Origin of the sequence: Kitasatospora sp. NPDC056446, assembly GCF_042796115.1 — a bacterium.
Lineage (GTDB): Bacteria > Actinomycetota > Actinomycetes > Streptomycetales > Streptomycetaceae > Kitasatospora.
Window position 1 is genome coordinate 138,872 of record NZ_JBHTRF010000005.1, and the last position, 16,706, is coordinate 155,577.

At 74.1% G+C, this 16,706-nt stretch carries 13 protein-coding genes; 6 read left to right on the top strand and 7 right to left on the bottom strand.

Going from position 1 to position 16,706, the window contains the following annotated elements; all coding sequences use genetic code 11:
• The first annotated feature begins 2 nt into the window (after positions 1 to 2).
• Positions 3 to 1,412, top strand: coding sequence for a sensor histidine kinase (locus tag ACFQ6N_RS05405; protein WP_380647045.1), 1,410 nt, complete (start codon positions 3 to 5; stop codon positions 1,410 to 1,412).
• A gap of 42 nt (positions 1,413 to 1,454) precedes the next feature.
• Here ACFQ6N_RS05405 and ACFQ6N_RS05410 read toward each other — a convergent pair whose 3' ends face one another.
• The 4 genes from ACFQ6N_RS05410 to ACFQ6N_RS05425 all read right to left on the bottom strand — a co-directional run bounded on the left by ACFQ6N_RS05410 (position 1,455) and on the right by ACFQ6N_RS05425 (position 6,875).
• Positions 1,455 to 2,711: a sensor histidine kinase gene (locus ACFQ6N_RS05410; RefSeq protein ID WP_380647046.1), complete on the bottom strand. Its 1,257-nt coding sequence runs from the start codon at positions 2,709 to 2,711 to the stop codon at positions 1,455 to 1,457.
• An 8-nt stretch (positions 2,712 to 2,719) separates the two neighbouring features.
• Entirely contained in the window at positions 2,720 to 3,442 is a 723-nt protein-coding gene (locus ACFQ6N_RS05415) for an ABC transporter permease (RefSeq protein WP_380647047.1), read from the bottom strand.
• On the bottom strand, positions 3,439 to 4,503 hold the full coding sequence (locus ACFQ6N_RS05420; RefSeq protein WP_380647048.1) for an ABC transporter ATP-binding protein: 1,065 nt from the start codon (positions 4,501 to 4,503) through the stop codon (positions 3,439 to 3,441). The genes ACFQ6N_RS05415 and ACFQ6N_RS05420 overlap by 4 nt, the downstream gene beginning before the upstream one ends.
• Positions 4,504 to 4,721: 218 nt before the next feature.
• Positions 4,722 to 6,875 (bottom strand): alpha/beta fold hydrolase, encoded by a 2,154-nt coding sequence (locus ACFQ6N_RS05425; RefSeq protein WP_380647049.1) that lies wholly within the window; start codon positions 6,873 to 6,875, stop codon positions 4,722 to 4,724.
• A 313-nt stretch (positions 6,876 to 7,188) separates the two neighbouring features.
• On the opposite strand from ACFQ6N_RS05425, the gene ACFQ6N_RS05430 reads away from it, so the two are divergent.
• From ACFQ6N_RS05430 to ACFQ6N_RS05450, 5 genes are all read left to right on the top strand, one after another.
• The gene (locus ACFQ6N_RS05430) at positions 7,189 to 7,383 is read left to right on the top strand and encodes a DUF2304 domain-containing protein (RefSeq protein WP_380647051.1); all 195 of its coding nucleotides are present in this window, start codon (positions 7,189 to 7,191) and stop codon (positions 7,381 to 7,383) included.
• A 58-nt stretch (positions 7,384 to 7,441) separates the two neighbouring features.
• On the top strand, positions 7,442 to 8,395 hold the full coding sequence (gene mshB, locus ACFQ6N_RS05435) for an N-acetyl-1-D-myo-inositol-2-amino-2-deoxy-alpha-D-glucopyranoside deacetylase (protein ID WP_380647052.1): 954 nt from the start codon (positions 7,442 to 7,444) through the stop codon (positions 8,393 to 8,395).
• Entirely contained in the window at positions 8,392 to 8,850 is a 459-nt protein-coding gene (locus tag ACFQ6N_RS05440) for a DUF6113 family protein (protein WP_380647053.1), read from the top strand. The genes mshB and ACFQ6N_RS05440 overlap by 4 nt, the downstream gene beginning before the upstream one ends.
• 243 nt (positions 8,851 to 9,093) lie before the next feature.
• Positions 9,094 to 11,481 (top strand): peptidoglycan binding domain-containing protein, encoded by a 2,388-nt coding sequence (locus ACFQ6N_RS05445; RefSeq protein ID WP_380647054.1) that lies wholly within the window; start codon positions 9,094 to 9,096, stop codon positions 11,479 to 11,481.
• A gap of 119 nt (positions 11,482 to 11,600) precedes the next feature.
• Positions 11,601 to 13,319, top strand: coding sequence for an ABC transporter family substrate-binding protein (locus ACFQ6N_RS05450; RefSeq protein ID WP_380647055.1), 1,719 nt, complete (start codon positions 11,601 to 11,603; stop codon positions 13,317 to 13,319).
• Positions 13,320 to 13,329: 10 nt separating this feature from the next.
• Here the strand turns inward: ACFQ6N_RS05450 and ACFQ6N_RS05455 are convergent, their stop codons facing one another.
• The 3 genes from ACFQ6N_RS05455 to ACFQ6N_RS05465 form a co-directional block, all read right to left on the bottom strand.
• Positions 13,330 to 14,379, bottom strand: a complete 1,050-nt coding sequence (locus ACFQ6N_RS05455) for an ABC transporter ATP-binding protein (protein ID WP_380647056.1) — start codon at positions 14,377 to 14,379, stop codon at positions 13,330 to 13,332.
• A 154-nt stretch (positions 14,380 to 14,533) separates the two neighbouring features.
• Entirely contained in the window at positions 14,534 to 15,658 is a 1,125-nt protein-coding gene (locus ACFQ6N_RS05460) for an ABC transporter ATP-binding protein (RefSeq protein ID WP_380647058.1), read from the bottom strand.
• Complete coding sequence (locus ACFQ6N_RS05465) at positions 15,648 to 16,700, bottom strand: ABC transporter ATP-binding protein (RefSeq protein ID WP_380647059.1); 1,053 nt, start codon at positions 16,698 to 16,700, stop codon at positions 15,648 to 15,650. Before ACFQ6N_RS05465 ends, ACFQ6N_RS05460 begins: the two co-directional genes overlap by 11 nt.
• Between the last annotated feature and the right edge of the window lie 6 nt (positions 16,701 to 16,706).

The window sequence follows — 16,706 nt, forward strand, 5'->3', positions numbered from 1 at the left end:
CCGTGATCGGCCGTCTGTCCACCCGTCTGCGCACCTCGCTGGCGGCCGGCCTGGCAGCGCTGCTGCTGCTCGGCGCCGGCGCCTGGTGGCTGCGCGGCCACCTGTACGACGCCCAGGTCGACTCCGCCGCCACGGAGGCGAAAGCCCAGGCCCGGGAGATCGGCAGCAGCTACAAGTACGGCCGGCCGCTGCCGGAGAAGGGGCAGCTGCCGTACGTGGTGCTGGACGGCGACGGGCAGGTGCTGATCATGGGCGGCCCGCTGACCACCCAGCACCTGGCCGGTCCGCGTCCGGTCGCGGTGCCGCGCCTGGCGCCGGACGACTGGCAGTCGGTCCAGCGGATCACCCTGGCCCCCGGGGGCGCGGGCGCCGCCAACCGCTACTCGGGGCGGGCCTTCACCGCGATGGGCAGCTGGAGCCCGCTGCTGCAGAAGGACGGCTTCCAGGTGAAGCCCTCGGCCGGCCCGTTCACGGTGTACGTGCTGGCCACCCCGTTCGCGGCCGAGTCCTCGCTGCACACCATCGACCCGGTGCTCCGGGTCGGTGTGCCCGCCGCCGCCCTGCTGGTCGCACTGATGGCCTGGGCGGCGACCAGCCGGGCGCTGCGCCCGGTGGACGCGATCCGCGCCGAACTGGCCGAGATCGGCGAGCACCGGCTGGACCGCCGGGTCCCGGTGCCGCGCTCCGGCGACGAGATCGCCCGGATGGCCCGGACCACCAACGCCACGCTGGACCGGCTGGAGCGCTCCGTCACCCTGCAGCAGCGCTTCGTCGCGGACGCCTCGCACGAGCTGCGCAGCCCGATCGCGGCGCTGCGCACCAATCTGGAGGTCTCGCTGGCCCACCCCGAGCGCACCGACTGGCCGGCCGCCACCCAGGAGGCGCTCACCTCCGTGGAGCGCCTCCAGCAGCTCACCGAGGACCTGCTGTTCCTGGCCCGGGGCACGCACCCGGCGACGGCCGGCCGGCTCACCACCGTCGACCTGTCCGCCGTGCTGCGCGAACTCGCCGACCAGTACCGCCCGGTCCTCGGCGCCCGGCCCGCCCTGCGGGTGGACGCGCCCGAGGCCGTGCCGGTGCACGGCAGCCGGATCCGGCTGCACCGGCTGGTGCGCAACCTGCTGGACAACGCGCGGCGGCACGCGGTCGACGAGGTGGTGCTGTCCGCGCGGCGGACCGCGCGGGGGTGCGTCCTGGAGGTCCGGGACGACGGCCCGGGCGTGCCGCCGGAGGACCGCGAGCGGATCTTCGAGCCGTTCACCCGGCTGGACGAGGCCCGCAGCCGGGACGCCGGGGGAAGCGGCCTGGGCCTGGCCATCGCGGCGGACATCACCGCCCGGCACGGCGGCACGCTGCGGGTCGCCCACGCCCCGCTCGGCGCCCGCTTCGTGCTGGAGCTGCCGTCCGCGTAGCCCGCCCGCGTAGCCCGTCAGCGCCCGCCCGCGCCCGCGCCGCTAGCGGACCGTCGAGGACTCCGGCCCGACGGACACCGTCCGCAGCGGCACCGAGGCCCGCACCCGGAAACCCCTCCCCCGCTCCCCCGCCCCGGTCTCCAGCCGCCCGCCGACCAGCGCCAGCCGCTCCTCCAGCCCGGAGAGCCCGTTCCCCGGCTTGGACTTGCCCGGCCCGCGCCCGTCGTCGGTGATCTCCAGGACGGCGAACCGCTCGCCGCTCGCCTCCCAGGTCCGGTCCGCCGTCACCGTGCAGACGGTGGCGCCCTCGCCGTGCCGGACCACGTTGGTGACGGCCTCGCGCAGCGCCCAGGCGAGCGCGCCGGTCTCCTCGTCGGCCAGTCCCGGCCAGGCGGCCGGCAGCTCCGGCGCGGCCTCCAGCCGGATCTGCGCCGCGGCCAACGCGGTACGGGCGGCGGCGAGTTCGACCGGCAGGGTCGGGCGGCGGAAGCCGGTCACCGCTTCCCGGACGTCGATCAGCGACTGCCGGGCGACCTGCTCGATGTCGGCGACCTGCGCCCGCGCCGCCTCGTCCTTGCCGGCGTCCATGAAGCGCCCGGCCAGCTCGCTCTTCAGCGTGATCAGCGAGAGCGAGTGCCCGAGCAGGTCGTGCAGGTCGCGGGCGAGCCGCAGCCGCTCCTCGGAGGCGGCCAGGTGCGCGACGGCGGCCCGGGCCTCGCGCAGTTCCTTCATGGTGGCGACCAGCCGCTGGAGGCCGGTCATCGCGACACCGGAGAGGAAGGCGCTGAGCGTGAAGGTGGCGATGTTGTCGGTGCCGACGTGGCTCGCGAACCCGACCCCGGCGGTGAGCGCGGCCATGCCGCCGAGGGCGGGCAGCGAGTAAGCCGCCGGTGTGATGATCGCGACGCAGACCGAGGCGTAGATGAACAGGGTCAGGAAGGCGCCGCCGAGGACGAACGGCGCGACGACCGCGAGCCCGACCATCGTCGCGACGACGACCCGGCAGGCCCGCGGCCGCATCCCGGTCTGCGACCGGAAGACCACCAGCAGGACGTACGCCGCCACGAACCCGCCCAGGCAGCACCACCCGAACACCTTGGCCGCCGGGCCGTGGTCCCCGCCGAGCAGGTCGCCCGCCGGGTAGGCCAGGTAGGTCATCCACAGCAGCATCCAGGCGACCTTGACCAGCAGCTGCCGCCTGGTCTCCACCGGGGAGCCGGGCACGTTCATGAACGACGCGCGTGCCGGACCCGCCTCCGGCGGCTGGTCGGGACGGTGGGCCTGCCGCGCGTCGCTCATGTCGATCATCATGCCTGCCGGGTGTCGCGGCGGTACAGGACCGTCGCGGCGGCGACGAACACGGCGAGGAATCCGGCCAGTCCGGCGACCGCCACGAGGTCCAGGGAGCCCCCCGGCCGGGTGAAGCCGGCCAGGTGGTTGTACTGGTACACCGGGTCGAACCGGGCGAACTTCTCCAGCGTGCCGGTCACCGGGAACCAGGTGCCGCCGAACAGGGACATCACCATGTACGTGATCATCACGATGGTCTGCACCGAGTCCGGCGCCGCCGCGTACCCGAGCGCCACCCCGAGCGCCGCGAACACGAAGCTGCCCAGCCACAGCGCCGCCGCCAGCGCGACCCACTGCGCCGCCGTGAGCGGGACGCCCTGGCTCGCGCCGACCGCGAAGACCACCAGGATCGCCGGCAACGTGGTCACCGCGCTCGCCGCGATCTTGGCGACGGTGTACGCCCGGCCGGGGAGGGCGGTCAGCCGGAGCTGGCGCACCCAGCCGCTCTTGCGCTCCAGCGAGATCCGCTGCGCGCTGCCGGTGAGCACCGCGCCGACCGCGCCGAAGGTGGCCATCGAGACCATGAAGTAGGTCTTCACCGGCAGCCCTCCGGCCAGCGCGGTGGTGCCGTAGACCTGGATGAAGAAGAAGTACATCAGCGCCGGGTAGGCGATGGTGAAGAGCAGGTAGCGCCGGTTGCGGAGGGTCCGCAGGATCTCCAGCCGGATCAGGGTGGTCATCGCACGGTCTCCTTCTCGGCCACTGCCGCCGTCGCTGTCTCCGCCGTCGCGCCGCCGCGCCCGGCACCACTCCCGGCCCCGGCGCCGTCGGCGCGGTCCTGTTCGCCGGTGATGGTCAGGAAGGCCTGTTCCAGGCCCAAGCCGGTGACCTCCAGCCCGCGCGGGTACAGGCCCGCCCGGTAGATCCCGGCCACGCTCGCGTCGGCGTCCGAGGTCCGGATCCGGACCGTCCGCACCCCCGGGACCCGGGCGGTGACGTCCAGCGACAGCACGCCCGGCAGCGTGCGCAGCAGGCCCTCCGAGGAGCGGTCCGCGCCCGCACGGTCGCCGCCGGCGCGGTCGGCACCGGCACGGTCGGCGGCGTCCGCGTCGTGCAGCTCGAAGGCGATCCGGCGGGCGCCGGCCCGCGCCTTGATCTCGGCGGAGCTGCCGTCCGCGATCAGCCGGCCCCGGTGCAGCACCAGGACGCGGTCGGCGATCGAGTCGGCCTCCTCCAGGTAGTGGGTGGCGAACAGCACCGTGCGCCCGGCGTCGGCCTGGGCCCGCATGCTCGCCCAGAACGACTGCCGGACGCTGACGTCCATGCCGGTGGTGGGCTCGTCCAGCACGATCAGGTCGTTGCCGCCCGCGATCGCCAGCGCGAAGCGGACCCGCTGCTCCTGGCCCCCGGACAGCTTGTCGACCCGCCGCTCCGCCAGTTCGGTGATCCCCGCGTCGGCCAGCACCTGCGCGACCGGCAGGCCCCGCGGGTGCACCTCGCAGGCGAGCCGGACCAGCTCGCGCACCTTGACGTCGGACATCAGCCCGCCGCTCTGCAGCATCGCGCCGACCCGGCCGGTCTCGATCGCCGCCCGCGGGGTCCCGCCGAACAGCGTCACGCTGCCCTGGTCGGGTTCCCGCAGGCCGAGCAGCAGGTCCAGGCTGGTGGACTTGCCGGCGCCGTTCGGCCCGAGCAGCGCGACGGTCTCGCCCGGCCGCAGCACGAGGTCCAGTCCGTCCACGGCGCGTACCCGCCCGTAGCTCTTTCCCACGCCGCGGAAGGCGGCCACCTCGGTGTCCATCGCCCGGTTCCTCTCCCTTTGATGTCGCGTACTGTCCGCACCACCTCAGGGTCCCGCCGGGGCCGGGTCCGGCGGCAGTGTCCGCCGTCGTGCGTCCGGTATGACGGATGTCATGCCGGACGCGCCGCGGCCGGCACCCCGGGTCAGGGGTGCCGGCCGCGGGAAGCGCCGGTCGGGGCGGTCGTCCGGCCCGGCGGTCGTCCTGGCGCCGGGGCGGGTCAGATGCCCAGCGACCGCTTCACGAAGTCGACCTGGAGCAGCAGCAGGTTCTCCGCGACCTCCTCCTGCGGGGTCATGTGCGTGACGCCGGACAGCGGCAGCACGGTGTGCGGGCGCCCGGCGGCGAGCAGCGCGGAGGAGAGCCGCAGGGTGTGGGCGGCCACCACGTTGTCGTCCGCCAGCCCGTGGATGATCATCAGCGGGCGCTCCAGACCGGCCGCGTACCCGGTCAGCGAGTTGGCGGCGTACACCTCGGGCCGCTCGGCCGGGTGGCCCAGGTAGCGCTCGGTGTAGTGGGTGTCGTACAGCGTCCAGTCGGTGACCGGCGCGCCGGAGACCGCCGCGTGGAAGACGTCCGGGCGGCGCAGCACGGCGAGGGCGGCGAGGTAGCCGCCGTAGGACCAGCCGCGGATGGCGACCCGGCCGAGGTCCAGCGGGAACTCGTCGGCCAGTGCCCGCAGCGCCTCGACCTGGTCGTCCAGGGTGGCCCCGGCGAAGTCGAAGGCGATCGACTTCTCCCAGGCCGGCCCGCGCCCGGGGGTGCCGCGCCCGTCGGCGACGACCACCGCGAAGCCCTGGTCGGCGAACCACTGCGAGTTGAGGTGCGGGTTGTGCGCCTGGACGACGCGCCGGCCGTGCGGGCCGCCGTACGGGTCCATCAGGACGGGCAGCAGGCCGTCGCGCTCGCGGTCGTATCCGGTGGGCAGGAAGACGGCGGCCGGGATGCGGCGCTCGCCGGCGAAGCGGAAGACCGGGCGGGCGGTGATGACCGGGGTCTCGGCGTACGAGGCGATGGTGGCGACGTCGTCGACCGCCACGCCCTCGGGCAGGTCGCGGGAGACCCGGACGAGGGTGCCGGGCAGGTCCGGCTCGGCGGTGGCCCGGACGGTGATCCCGCCGCCGTGCACCGCGCTGGTGACGGAGGTGAACGGCCGCCCGTTGGCGGACTCCCAGCCGAGCCGCTTGCCGTCGTGGCTGATCCGGCCGACGGCGATCCAGCCGGGCTCGGGGTCGGTCTCGGTGGCGCCGCCGGACGCGCTGAAGAACACCTCGTCCGCGGTGACGGCGAGGACGGACCCGATGTGCAGGTCGGCCCCGGTGACGGCCTGGTCGCCGACGAGCAGCGCCCGGACGCCGTCCTGGTCGGCGATCCGCACCAGCTTGCCGTCCGGGGTCCACGCCGGGACGCCCGGGAACAGCTCCAGCCAGACCCCGTCCTCCTCCTCGTGCAGCACCTCGGTGGCGCCGGTGGCCACGTCCAGGCCGAGGATCCGCTGGCGGCGCTGGTCGCGGGACTGCACCAGCAGCAGCGGCACGCCGCCGGTCGACCAGTGCACCCGGCCGAGGTACGGGAACGCGGCGCGGTCCCAGACCACCTCGGTGCGCCCGCCGTGCAGGTCGAGCACCCAGAGGCCGACCTCGGCGTCGGCGGTGCCGGCCGCCGGGTAGGCGACCTCGGCGGGCTCGCGGTCCGGGTTGGCCGGGTCGGCGATCCACCAGCGGCGCACCGGGCTGTCGTCGGCGCGCTCGACCAGCAGCCGGTCGCTCTCCGGGGACCACCAGAAGCCTCGGTCGCGGTCCATCTCCTCCTGGGCGATGAACTCGGCCTGGCCCCAGGTGACGTTCGGGCCGTCCGGCTCGGCGAGCACCCGGTCGCCGCTGCCGTCGGTGCGGGTCAGCCGCAGCTCGCCGGCCGTGTTGGCGTACGCGACGTGGGCACCGTCCGGGGCGGGCCGCGGGTCCAGCAGCGGTCCCCGGGCGGGCAGTTCGGCGGTCGCGCCGGTGGCCAGGTCGGCGGTGAAGAGGCGGCCGGAGAGGGCGAAGGCGGCCAGTGCGCCGGTCCCGTCCAGGGCGTAGCCGACGATGCCGGCCGAGCTTTCGCGGCTGCGTTCGCGGCGGGCCTTCTCGGCCGGCGAGAGGTCCTCCTCGCCGCCGCCGAGCAGGGCCGCCGGGTCCGCGGCGATCCGCTCCTCGCCGGTGGCGGTGTCGAGGGTCCAGAGCAGGTTGGACCGGCCGCCGCCCTCGGGCGCGCGGAGGAAGACGACCCGCGAGCCGTCCGGTGCGACGGAGAAGGAGCGGGGCGCGCCGACGGTGTAGCGCCGGGTCCGCGCGTACTGCCGGGGGAAGGTGTCCGCAGGGGTGTGGGAGCTCATGGCACCAGACCCTACGGTGCCGAACTGCCGCTGCCGGGAGGCTGGTGATCACTCGTTCGGAGCATCGTCGCCAAGTACGCCCCAAAGAGGTCCAAACCCCCTCCGACCGGCCCATGCGCCCCGCGAGCGCGGCGGCGCCCCGGCCCGCGGGGCTCACCGAATGTAATGCTCCCCTTACTCATCGGGTATGACTTGTCGGGCGAGTGATCGTCGGGCCCGTCCCGGGCCCCCGGCCACCCGCAGCCCCAGTCCCGCACCGTCCCACCGCCGCCCTCCCCGGGGGCCGCGGTCCCGAGAAGGGGTGTGAGCCGACATGGCCATGAACATCTCCGCCGTCGTGCTGATGCTGGTCATCGTGGTGGTGCTGATCCGCCGCTCCGGCCTGAAGCTGGCGCACGCGATCGTCTGCGCGCTGCTCGGCTTCTACCTGGCCTCCAGCTCGATCGCCCCGTCGATCAGCCAGGTCACCAGCAACCTCGCCGGGATGATCAACGGTCTGAAGCTCTGACCCCCGCACCCTCCGGGCGGACGACGGGAGCGCGGCGACAGGCCCTAGGCTTCCTCCCATGACCGCGACTACCGGCCGCCGACTCCTCCTGGTGCACGCGCACCCCGACGACGAGTCGATCGGCAACGGCGCCACCATGGCCCGGTACGCCGCCGAAGGCGCCCGGGTCACCCTGGTGACCTGCACCCTCGGCGAGGGCGGCGAGGTGATCCCCCCGGAGCTGGCCCACCTGACGGCCGATCGGGGCGGCGCCCTCGGCGCGTACCGGATCGGCGAGCTGACCGAGGCGACGCGTGCCCTGGGCGTCACCGACGTCCGCTTCCTCGGCGGTCCGGGGCGCTACCGGGACTCCGGGATGATGGGCGTGCCCGACAACGACGTGCCCGGCTGCTTCTGGCGGGCCGACGTGGACGAGGCGGCCGGCCACCTGGTCGCGGTGATCCGCGAGGCACGGCCGCAGGTCCTGGTCACCTACGACGAGAACGGCGGCTACGGGCACCCGGACCACATCCAGGCGCACCGGGTCGCGATGCGCGCGTACGAGCTGGCCGCCGACCCGGCGCACCGCCCCGAGCTGGGCCCGGCCTGGCGGATCGCCAAGGTGTACTGGAACCGGATGCCGCGCTCGGTGATCGAGGCCGGGCTGGCCGAGACCGCCGCCAAGGCCCCGTTCCCGGGTGTCGCGCAGCCGTCCGACGTCCCCGGGGTGGTCGCCGACGAGGTCGTCACCACGGTGCTCGACGGCGCCGCGTACGCCGGGCGCAAGGCGGCCGCGATGGCCGCGCACGCCACCCAGATCACCGTGGACGGCGCCTTCTTCGCGCTCTCCAACGACCTGGGCCAGCCGCTGCTCGCCACCGAGTACTACGAGTTGGCGCGCGGCCAGGCCGGGCCGGGCGGCCCGGAGGACGACCTGTTCGCGGGCCTCGACGCCGGGGCCGCCGACACCGGGGCCGCGAACGCCGGCGCCGCCGGCACCGGGGCCGTGAGCGCCGAGGAGGACGCCCGATGAGCAAGCCCGTCGCCCCGCCGCCGCGCCGTTCGGTCCCGGCGGCCGTCCTCGGCACCCGCGACGAGCGGCTGGCCGAGCCCCAACCCCCGCGCGCCGCCCGGATCGCGGCGTATGTCCTGTTCTTCGTGCTGGGTGTCGCGGTGTCGGTCTGCGGATCCTTTGTGCAGGCCCTGTGGCCGCCCGTGGGAGTCCTGCTGGCACTGGCCGCGACCGCCGCCACCTTCTACGGCGGCCTGCGGGTCACCGGCACCCGGCTCGGCGCGGGCGCTCCGGCGGCCGGCTGGTTCGTCGCGATGCTGATGCTGATCGTGCCCCGGCCCGAGGGCGACAACGTGCTGTGGTCCAACGCCACCTCGCTGGCCTGGCTGTTCGCCGGCTCGGTACTGGGCGTGATCTGCGCCACCCTGCCCACCCGCACCAGCTGGTTCCCCGGAGTGCCCGGCCCACCACGCTGACCCCGTCCGTGCACGGCGTACCGTACGGCGTACGACGCGCAGTCAGGAGCAGGCGGCCTTACTCTCATAACGGAGGAACCGGACGTATCAGGATCTGTCCGAAGCCGTTCGCCGCTCAGTTCTTCCCAGTATGGTGGTCCCGCAGAACGCCGTACCCGACCGCCGCCCGCCCCAGCCAGGCCCGGCGACCACGAACCGCGGTCGCGCCGCACGGCCCGCCCGCGAACCCGGAGCAGAGCAGCATTGAGCAGCCGCGAATCTGACAACGCCCACCCGACGCCTCGGCGCACGGGTCCGGACGCCTACCCGTCGGGCACCCCGCCCTACGGCACACCGGGGCCCGGCAGCGACCGGTCCGCGGCCGGCACCGGCCAGGGCGCCGCGTCGGGCGGCGAGGACGACGGCCCGAAGACCGAGACCACCCTGACGACCCGGGTCCGGATCAACATCCCCGGCTCGCGTCCGATCCCGCCGGTCGTCGTCCGCAGCACCGTCAAGAACGAGGACGGCCCGGCCGAGGAGGCCCCGGCGTCCGCCCCCGAGCAGGGCGGCGCCCGGCACCGTTCCGCGCCCGCCTCGCCCGTCCTCGGTGTGATGGAGGGCGGCGCCGGCACGGCCGCGCCGCCGAACCTGCCGCCGGAGTGGCAGATCCCGCCGATCCCGCCGGCCACCTCGGAGTCCGAGTCCACCGGTGCGTGGTTCCGGCCGCGCCAGAAGAAGACCCAGGGCGCCGAGCCCGTCCCGGCCGCCGTGCCGGCCGGTGCGCCGAGCGCGCCGGCGGCCCCGGCCGTGCCCGGTGCCGCCGCCGAGCCCCGTCCGCAGGGTGCCCGCCCGGCCGGGGGCGCCGCCGCCCGTGCCGACGGCGCCCCGAAGGGCCGCCCGCTGCCCGCCCAGGGCAAGGCGCCCAACCCGGGCGCCCCGGCGGCCCCGGCCGCGCCGTACCGCGCCGAGGCCCCGGTGGAGGAGCCCGGCGTCTACGAGGCCGCCGCCCCGTTCACGCCCGCCGCGGACCCGTTCGCGCCGGTCGCCGACCCCTTCGCCACGACCGGCCCCGACGCCGGTGCGCGCGGCCCGCGCGGCGGCCGTCCGCAGCAGAACCGCCCCCGGCAGAACGGCTCCCAGCCGAACGGGCCGCAGCAGAACGGCCCCCGCCAGGGCGGCCCGCAGCAGAACGGTCCGCTGAACGGCTTCCAGCCGAACGGCCACCCGGCCGGTCCGCTCCACGGTGCGCCGGCCGGCGAGCCGAACCCGGAGGACACCTCGGTCGACGGCTTCGCGCCGATCCGCGAGAACGTCCCGCCGTCCGCCGGGATATCCGGCCGGCCCCACAACGGCGCCCCGCACGGTGCCGACAGCCGTCCGCAACCGGGCCTGTTCGCCTCGGCGCCGACCGGCACCGACCCGTTCGCCACCCAGCGCCCGGCCGCCCCCGGCCAGGACGGCCAGCCCGCCCCGGCGGCCCCCGGCGGCCTCTTCCCCGGCGCGCCCGGCGCCGGCCGCGCCCCCCAGCCCGGCCGCGACCCCGAGGCCACCGAGGTCACCCCGCTGCCGTCCTCCGGCCCGCGGCCCCCGGCGGCCCAGGGCGGCCCCGCCGCTCCCCCGCCGGCCCCGGCGCCGTCTCCCGCCAAGGCTCCCGCGAAGGCCGAGGCCGCCGCCGCGCCCGCAAAGGCCAAGCGCGGCGGCGCCGGCAAGAAGCTGGTCAAGCTGGGCGTCTACGGCCTCGGCGGTGTGCTGTTCCTCGGCGCCGCCGCGTACGGCACCGGCCTGATGCTCAACCAGTCCGACGTCCCCAAGGGCACCGTGGTGCTCGGCACCGACATCGGCGGCAACAGCCGCGACCAGGCGATCCACCAGCTGGACGACTCGGTCGGCAAGGCCGGTCAGCAGCCGCTCAAGCTGAAGATCGGCGAGCAGAGCGTGGACCTCGACCCGACGGTCGCCGGTCTGAGCTTCGACACCACCGCCACCGTGGACGGCCTGGCCCAGCACAGTTACAACCCGGTCGACGTCATCAAGTCGATCCAGGGCGGCAGCAAGGCCGTGGCGCCGGAGGTCCGGGTCGACCGGGCCAAGCTCAAGGCCGCCCTCGACTCGCTGGCCGGCGGCTCGGGCCAGAACCTCGCGGAGGGCTACGTCAAGTTCTCCGAGAACGGCGACGCGGTCGTCGTGCCCGGCCGGGCCGGCCAGGCGGTGGACTCGGCGAACGCCCTGGACACGGTCGAGCAGGCCTACCGCGACCGCGCCGCCGGCAAGCCCGACCAGCCGATCGCCCTCGCCGTCGCGGCCGCCCAGCCGAAGGTCTCCACCCAGGCCCTCCAGGCCGCCGCCGACAGCCTCGGCAAGCAGGTGGTGAACGGCAAGGTGCACGTCGTGGCCGGTGCCAAGTCCTGGGAGTTCGGCCCCAAGAGCGCCGCCAAGGCGCTCACGCTCGTCCCGGACGCCTCCGGCAAGATCGTGCCCAAGTGGGACCTCGACGCGCTCGGCGCCCAGCTCGGCACCGCGTTCGACAAGGTGAAGGTCAAGAAGAACGGCCAGCTCGCCGCGATCACCCCGCAGGACGTCGCGGACGGCGTCGCCTCGGTCTTCGACAAGACCGGCGACAAGGACCGCACCTTCAAGTTCGCCGTCTGACGCGCCGGGCCCCGTCGGGGGGCGGGTCCCCATCCGGACCCGCCCCTCGACAACTCCCCCTCCCGGTCAGCAAGATGTGACGCCACACCATCCGTCACACCCACCCCGGGAGCTCACCGATGAGCCGTCGCCTCCAGCACCACGGGACGGCCCTGCTCGCCGGCCTCACCGTCCTCACGCTCTCGCTGGCGCTCTGTTCGTGCGCCTCCGGCCAGGCCGCTCCCGGCGCCGACGGGCTGCCGTCCGCGCCCGCGACGCCCAAGCTCACCTCGGTCGACATCAACCCCCACGACCGCGCCGAGCTGCGCCAGGGCGGCACCCTGAACGTGGCGATCGCCCAGTACTCCCGCCAGTGGTCGCCGATCCACACCGACGGCAGCGAGTCCTCGACCATCGCCGTCACCAAGCCGCTGCTGCCGACCTTCTTCCGTTCGGACGCCGCCGGCACCCAGACCGTCAACCCCGCCTACCTCCAAGAGGCCCACGCCGAGTCCAGGGACGGCCGGCAGGTGGTCACCTGGACGCTCAACCCGAAGGCGCACTGGTCCGACGGCACCCCGATCACCTGGCGCGACATCGAGGCCAACTGGCGGGCCCTGAACGGCAAGGACCCGGCGTACAAGCCGTCCAGCAGCACCGGCTTCGAACTGGTCTCCTCGGTCGAGCGCGGCAAGGACGACTTCCAGGCCGTGATGACCTTCGACCGTCCGTTCTCCGAATGGCAGTCGATGTTCAACGGCGCCGCCAACGCCCCGCTGCTGCCGGCCGGCCGGATCGCCACCCCGGAGCTGTTCAACAGCGCCTACCTGGACGCGATCCCGGTCACCGCCGGCCCGTTCAAGGTCGAGCAGCTGGACCGCACCGCGCAGACCGTCACCCTGGTCGCCGACCCCGCGTGGTGGGGCGACAAGCCGATGCTGGACCGGATCGTCTTCCACGCCATGCGCCCGGACGCGATGCCCGCCGCCTTCGCCAAGGGGCAGCTCGACCTGGTCAACAACGGCCCGGACGTGGCCGGCTACCAGACCATCCGGAGCACCAAGGGCGCCGTCGTGCGCCGGGCCGGCGGCCCGGACTTCCGCCAGTTCACCCTGAACGCCCGCACCCCCGCGCTGAGCGACGCGACCGTGCGCCAGGCCGTGTTCCAGGCGATCAACCGGGACGCCGTCATCCGCTCCGACCTCAGCGGCCTGGACTGGCCCGCCGTCCCGCTCAACAACCACCTGCTGGTCGCCAACCAGAACGGCTACCGGGACAACTCCCTGGGCCTGGCCCGCTACGACCCGGTCGAGGCCGCCCGCAAGCTGGACGCGGCCGGCTGGAAGCTCGACGGCGACGTCCGGAAGAAGGACGGCCGCGAGCTGAACCTGCGGATGGTCATCCCCGCCGGTGTCACCCAGGCCCAGAACGAGGCCGCGAACACCACCAGGATGCTCAAGGACGTCGGGATCAAGGTCAGCACGGTGACCGCCGCCGTCAACGAGTTCTTCGACAAGTACATCAACCGCAACGACTTCGACATCGCCGCCTACTCGCTGCTCGGCACCCCCTTCCCGGCCAGCGGCAACCGCGCCAACTTCGTCCAGAACGGCGGCACCAACCACGTCGGCGCGGGCAGCCAGGCGGTCGACTCCGCGCTCGACCGGGCCGCCTCCGCGGCCGACGCGGCCACCGCCTCCGAGGCGATCAACCAGGCCGACGGCGAGCTCTGGAAGGCGGCCGGGGTCCTGCCGCTCTACCAGCGCCCGCAGCTGTACGGCGCCCGCGCCGACCTCGCCAACATCGGCGCGCAGGGGCTCTCCGACATCGTCTGGGAGAACGTCGGCTTCGTGAAGTAGCCGGCTGGGCTCAGCCGTGCAGCGTCTCCCGCCAGTAGTGGCAGGCGCTGCGGCGGCCCGCCAGCTCCTCCCCCTGCTCGCCCACCACCGGTACCAGCGGCGGGAGTTCGGACCGGCAGCGGTCCTGCACCCGGTCGCAGCGAGGGTTGAAGGCGCAGCCGTCGGGGATCCTCAGCAGGCTCGGCGGCAGGCCCTTGATGGCGTGCAGGTCCTGGCCCTTCTGGTCCAGGCGCGGGATGGAGTCCAGCAGCCCCCGGGTGTACGGGTGGGCCGGGCGCGCGTACAGCTCGTGCACCGGGGCGGTCTCCACGATCCGGCCGGCGTACATCACCGCGATCCGGTCCGCGACGTCGGCGACCACGCCCAGGTCGTGGGTGATCAGGATCAGGCCCATGTTGAACTCGGCCTGGAGGTCCGCGAGGAGGTCCATCACCTGCGCCTGGACGGTGACGTCCAGGGCGGTGGTGGGCTCGTCCGCGATGATCAGGTCCGGCTCCAGGGCCAGCGCCATCGCGATCATGATCCGCTGACGCATGCCGCCGGAGAACTGGTGCGGGAAGTCGCCGACGCGCTGGCGGGCCGCCGGGATGCGCACCCGCTCCATCAGCTCGACGGCCTTCTCCCGGGCCTCCTTGCGGGAGAGCCCATGGTGCACCCGGAACATCTCGCCGAGCTGGAAGCCCACCGACAGCACCGGGTTGAGCGCGGACAGCGCGTCCTGGAAGATCATCGCGATCCGCCGGCCCCGGACCGCCCGCCGGGCGGCGGTGCCCATGGTCAGCAGGTCCTCGCCGCGGAACAGGATCCGCCCCGAGGTGATCCGCCCCGGCGGCATGTCCAGGATGCCCATCACCGCCTGCGCGGTCACCGACTTGCCGGAGCCGGACTCCCCCAGCACCGCCAGCGTCTCCCCCGCCGAGACGGCGTAGCTCACCCCGTTGACGGCCTTGGCGACACCGTCCCGGGTGTGGAACTCCACGTGCAGGTCCTCGACCTCCAGCAACGGCGTCCCGGGCACCAGACTCTCCCGGCCACCGCCGACCACCTCCACCGCGTCCATCCGAGCAGCCCTCCTCAGCACAGCAGCGACCACCGACAGGAGCAGAGCAACTATCAGGGACCACGCGGCACTTGGCGAGCCCACGGCAGATCTCTTTTGCATCACGGGAAAGGGCGCGCCCCCGCTCCGGGGACGCGCCCTGCCCGTACCGGCCTCAGCCTTCGCCCTGCCCGGCCCCCCGCTGCCCGGTCTCCCGCTGGCCGGCCTCCCGCTGCCCCGCGAAGTGGCACGCCGAGTCATGGGCGGCCGCCCCCGCCAGCCACGACGGCGCGGCGAGCAGCGGCACCTCGACCTCGCACCGCTGCTGCGCCTTCCAGCAGCGGGTGCGGAACCGGCACCCGGACGGCGGGTTCGCCGGCGAGGGCACGTCACCGGTGAGCACGATCCGGTCGCGGGACTCGCGCGCCGTCGGGTCCGGGACCGGCACCGCGGAGAGCAGCGCCTGGGTGTACGGGTGGGTGGCGTGGTCGTAGATCTCCGTGTCGCTGCCGATCTCGACCATCTTGCCCAGGTACATCACGCCGACCCGGTCGGAGATGTGCCGGACGATGGAGAGGTCGTGCGCGATGAACATGTACGACAGGTTGAAGTCGCCCTGGAGCTGCTCCAGCAGGTTGATCACCTGCGCCTGAACGGACACGTCCAGGGCGGAGACCGGCTCGTCGCAGATGATGACCTCGGGCTTGAGCGCCAGCCCCCGGGCGATGCCGATGCGCTGGCGCTGGCCGCCGGAGAACTGGTGCGGGTACCGGTTGATGTACTCCGGGTTGAGCCCGACCACGTCCAGCAGGTCCTGGACGGCCTTGCGGCGGTCGCCCTTGGGCGCCACCTCGGGGTGGATCTCGTACGGCTCACCGATGATGTCGCCGACGGTCATGCGCGGGTTGAGCGAGGTGTACGGGTCCTGGAACACCATCTGGATGTTGCGGCGGACGGCCTTGAGGGCCGCGCCGGACAACCGGGAGATCTCCTCCCCCTTGTAGCGGACGGAGCCCCCGGTGGCCGGCTCCAGGTTCATCAGCACCTTGGCCAGCGTGGACTTGCCGCAGCCGGACTCGCCGACGATGCCGAGCGTCTCGCCCTGCATCAGGTCGAAGCTGACGCCGTCGACCGCCTTGACCGCACCGACCTGCTTCCTGAACAGGACGCCCCTGGTCAGCGGGAAGTGCTTGACCAGGTCCCGGACTTCGAGGATCGGCTCGCCGCGCGGCACGTCCTGGGCGAAGGCGGCCTCCTCGGGCACCGCCGCGCCGAGTGCGCTGGCCCCGTTAGCGCTCATGGAGGGTCTCCTTCCAGAAGAAGCAGGCGCTGCCGCGCCCTTCCAGCGGTGCCCCGTCGTCCTCGGTGACCGGGAACAGCTCCGGCACCTCGGCCCGGCAGACGTCCTGCGCGCGCGGGCAGCGCGGGTTGAAGGCGCAGCCCGCGGGGATCCGCAGCAGGTTGGGCGGCAGGCCCTTGATCGCGTAGAGCTCCTGGCCCTTCTGGTCCAGCCGGGGGATGGAGTCCAGCAGCCCCCGCGTGTACGGGTGGGCCGGGCGCGCGTAGAGCTCGTGCACCGGGGCGGTCTCGACGATCCGGCCGGCGTACATCACGGCGATCTTGTCCGCGACGTCGGCGACCACGCCGAGGTCGTGGGTGATCAGGATGAGCCCCATGTGGAACTCGGCCTGGAGTTCGGCCAGCAGGTCCATGACCTGCGCCTGGACGGTGACGTCCAGGGCGGTGGTGGGCTCGTCCGCGATGATCAGGTCCGGTTCCAGGGCCAGCGCCATGGCGATCATGATGCGCTGGCGCATGCCGCCGGAGAACTGGTGCGGGTAGTCGTTCACCCGTTCCTTGGCGGCCGGGATGCGCACCCGGTCCATCAGTTCGACGGCCTTCGTCTTGGCCTCCGCTCGGGAGACCCCGCGGTGCGCCCGGAACATCTCGCCGAGCTGGAAGCCCACCGACAGCACCGGGTTGAGCGCGGACAGCGCGTCCTGGAAGATCATCGCGATCCGCTGTCCGCGGATCTTCCGCCGCTCCTCCTTGCTCATCTTGAGCATGTCCTGGCCCCGGAAGCGGATCTCGCCGCGCGGAATCCGGGCCGGCGGCATGTCCAGGATGCCCATCACCGCCTGCGCGGTCACCGACTTGCCGGAGCCGGACTCCCCCAGCACCGCCAGCGTCTCCCCCGCCGAGACGGAGTAGTTGACGCCGTTCACGGCCTTGGCGACGCCGTCCCGGGTGACGAACTCGACGTGCAGGTCCCGTACGTCGAGCAGCGGCCCCTGGTACGAGGCCTCCCGCCCGCCCTTGGTGGTGTCCACCGCTGTACTCACGATGCG

What these genes read in the sequence shown, in the direction of transcription:
- mshB (WP_380647052.1), top strand. Translation starts at nt 7,442, where the DNA reads ATGACCGCGACTACCGGCCGCCGACTCCTCCTGGTGCACGCGCACCCC.
- ACFQ6N_RS05425 (WP_380647049.1), bottom strand. Translation starts at nt 6,875, where the DNA reads ATGAGCTCCCACACCCCTGCGGACACCTTCCCCCGGCAGTACGCGCGG.
- ACFQ6N_RS05455 (WP_380647056.1), bottom strand. Translation starts at nt 14,379, where the DNA reads ATGGACGCGGTGGAGGTGGTCGGCGGTGGCCGGGAGAGTCTGGTGCCC.
- ACFQ6N_RS05430 (WP_380647051.1), top strand. Translation starts at nt 7,189, where the DNA reads ATGGCCATGAACATCTCCGCCGTCGTGCTGATGCTGGTCATCGTGGTG.
- ACFQ6N_RS05450 (WP_380647055.1), top strand. Translation starts at nt 11,601, where the DNA reads ATGAGCCGTCGCCTCCAGCACCACGGGACGGCCCTGCTCGCCGGCCTC.
- ACFQ6N_RS05460 (WP_380647058.1), bottom strand. Translation starts at nt 15,658, where the DNA reads ATGAGCGCTAACGGGGCCAGCGCACTCGGCGCGGCGGTGCCCGAGGAG.
- ACFQ6N_RS05440 (WP_380647053.1), top strand. Translation starts at nt 8,392, where the DNA reads ATGAGCAAGCCCGTCGCCCCGCCGCCGCGCCGTTCGGTCCCGGCGGCC.
- ACFQ6N_RS05420 (WP_380647048.1), bottom strand. Translation starts at nt 4,503, where the DNA reads ATGGACACCGAGGTGGCCGCCTTCCGCGGCGTGGGAAAGAGCTACGGG.
- ACFQ6N_RS05415 (WP_380647047.1), bottom strand. Translation starts at nt 3,442, where the DNA reads ATGACCACCCTGATCCGGCTGGAGATCCTGCGGACCCTCCGCAACCGG.
- ACFQ6N_RS05410 (WP_380647046.1), bottom strand. Translation starts at nt 2,711, where the DNA reads ATGAGCGACGCGCGGCAGGCCCACCGTCCCGACCAGCCGCCGGAGGCG.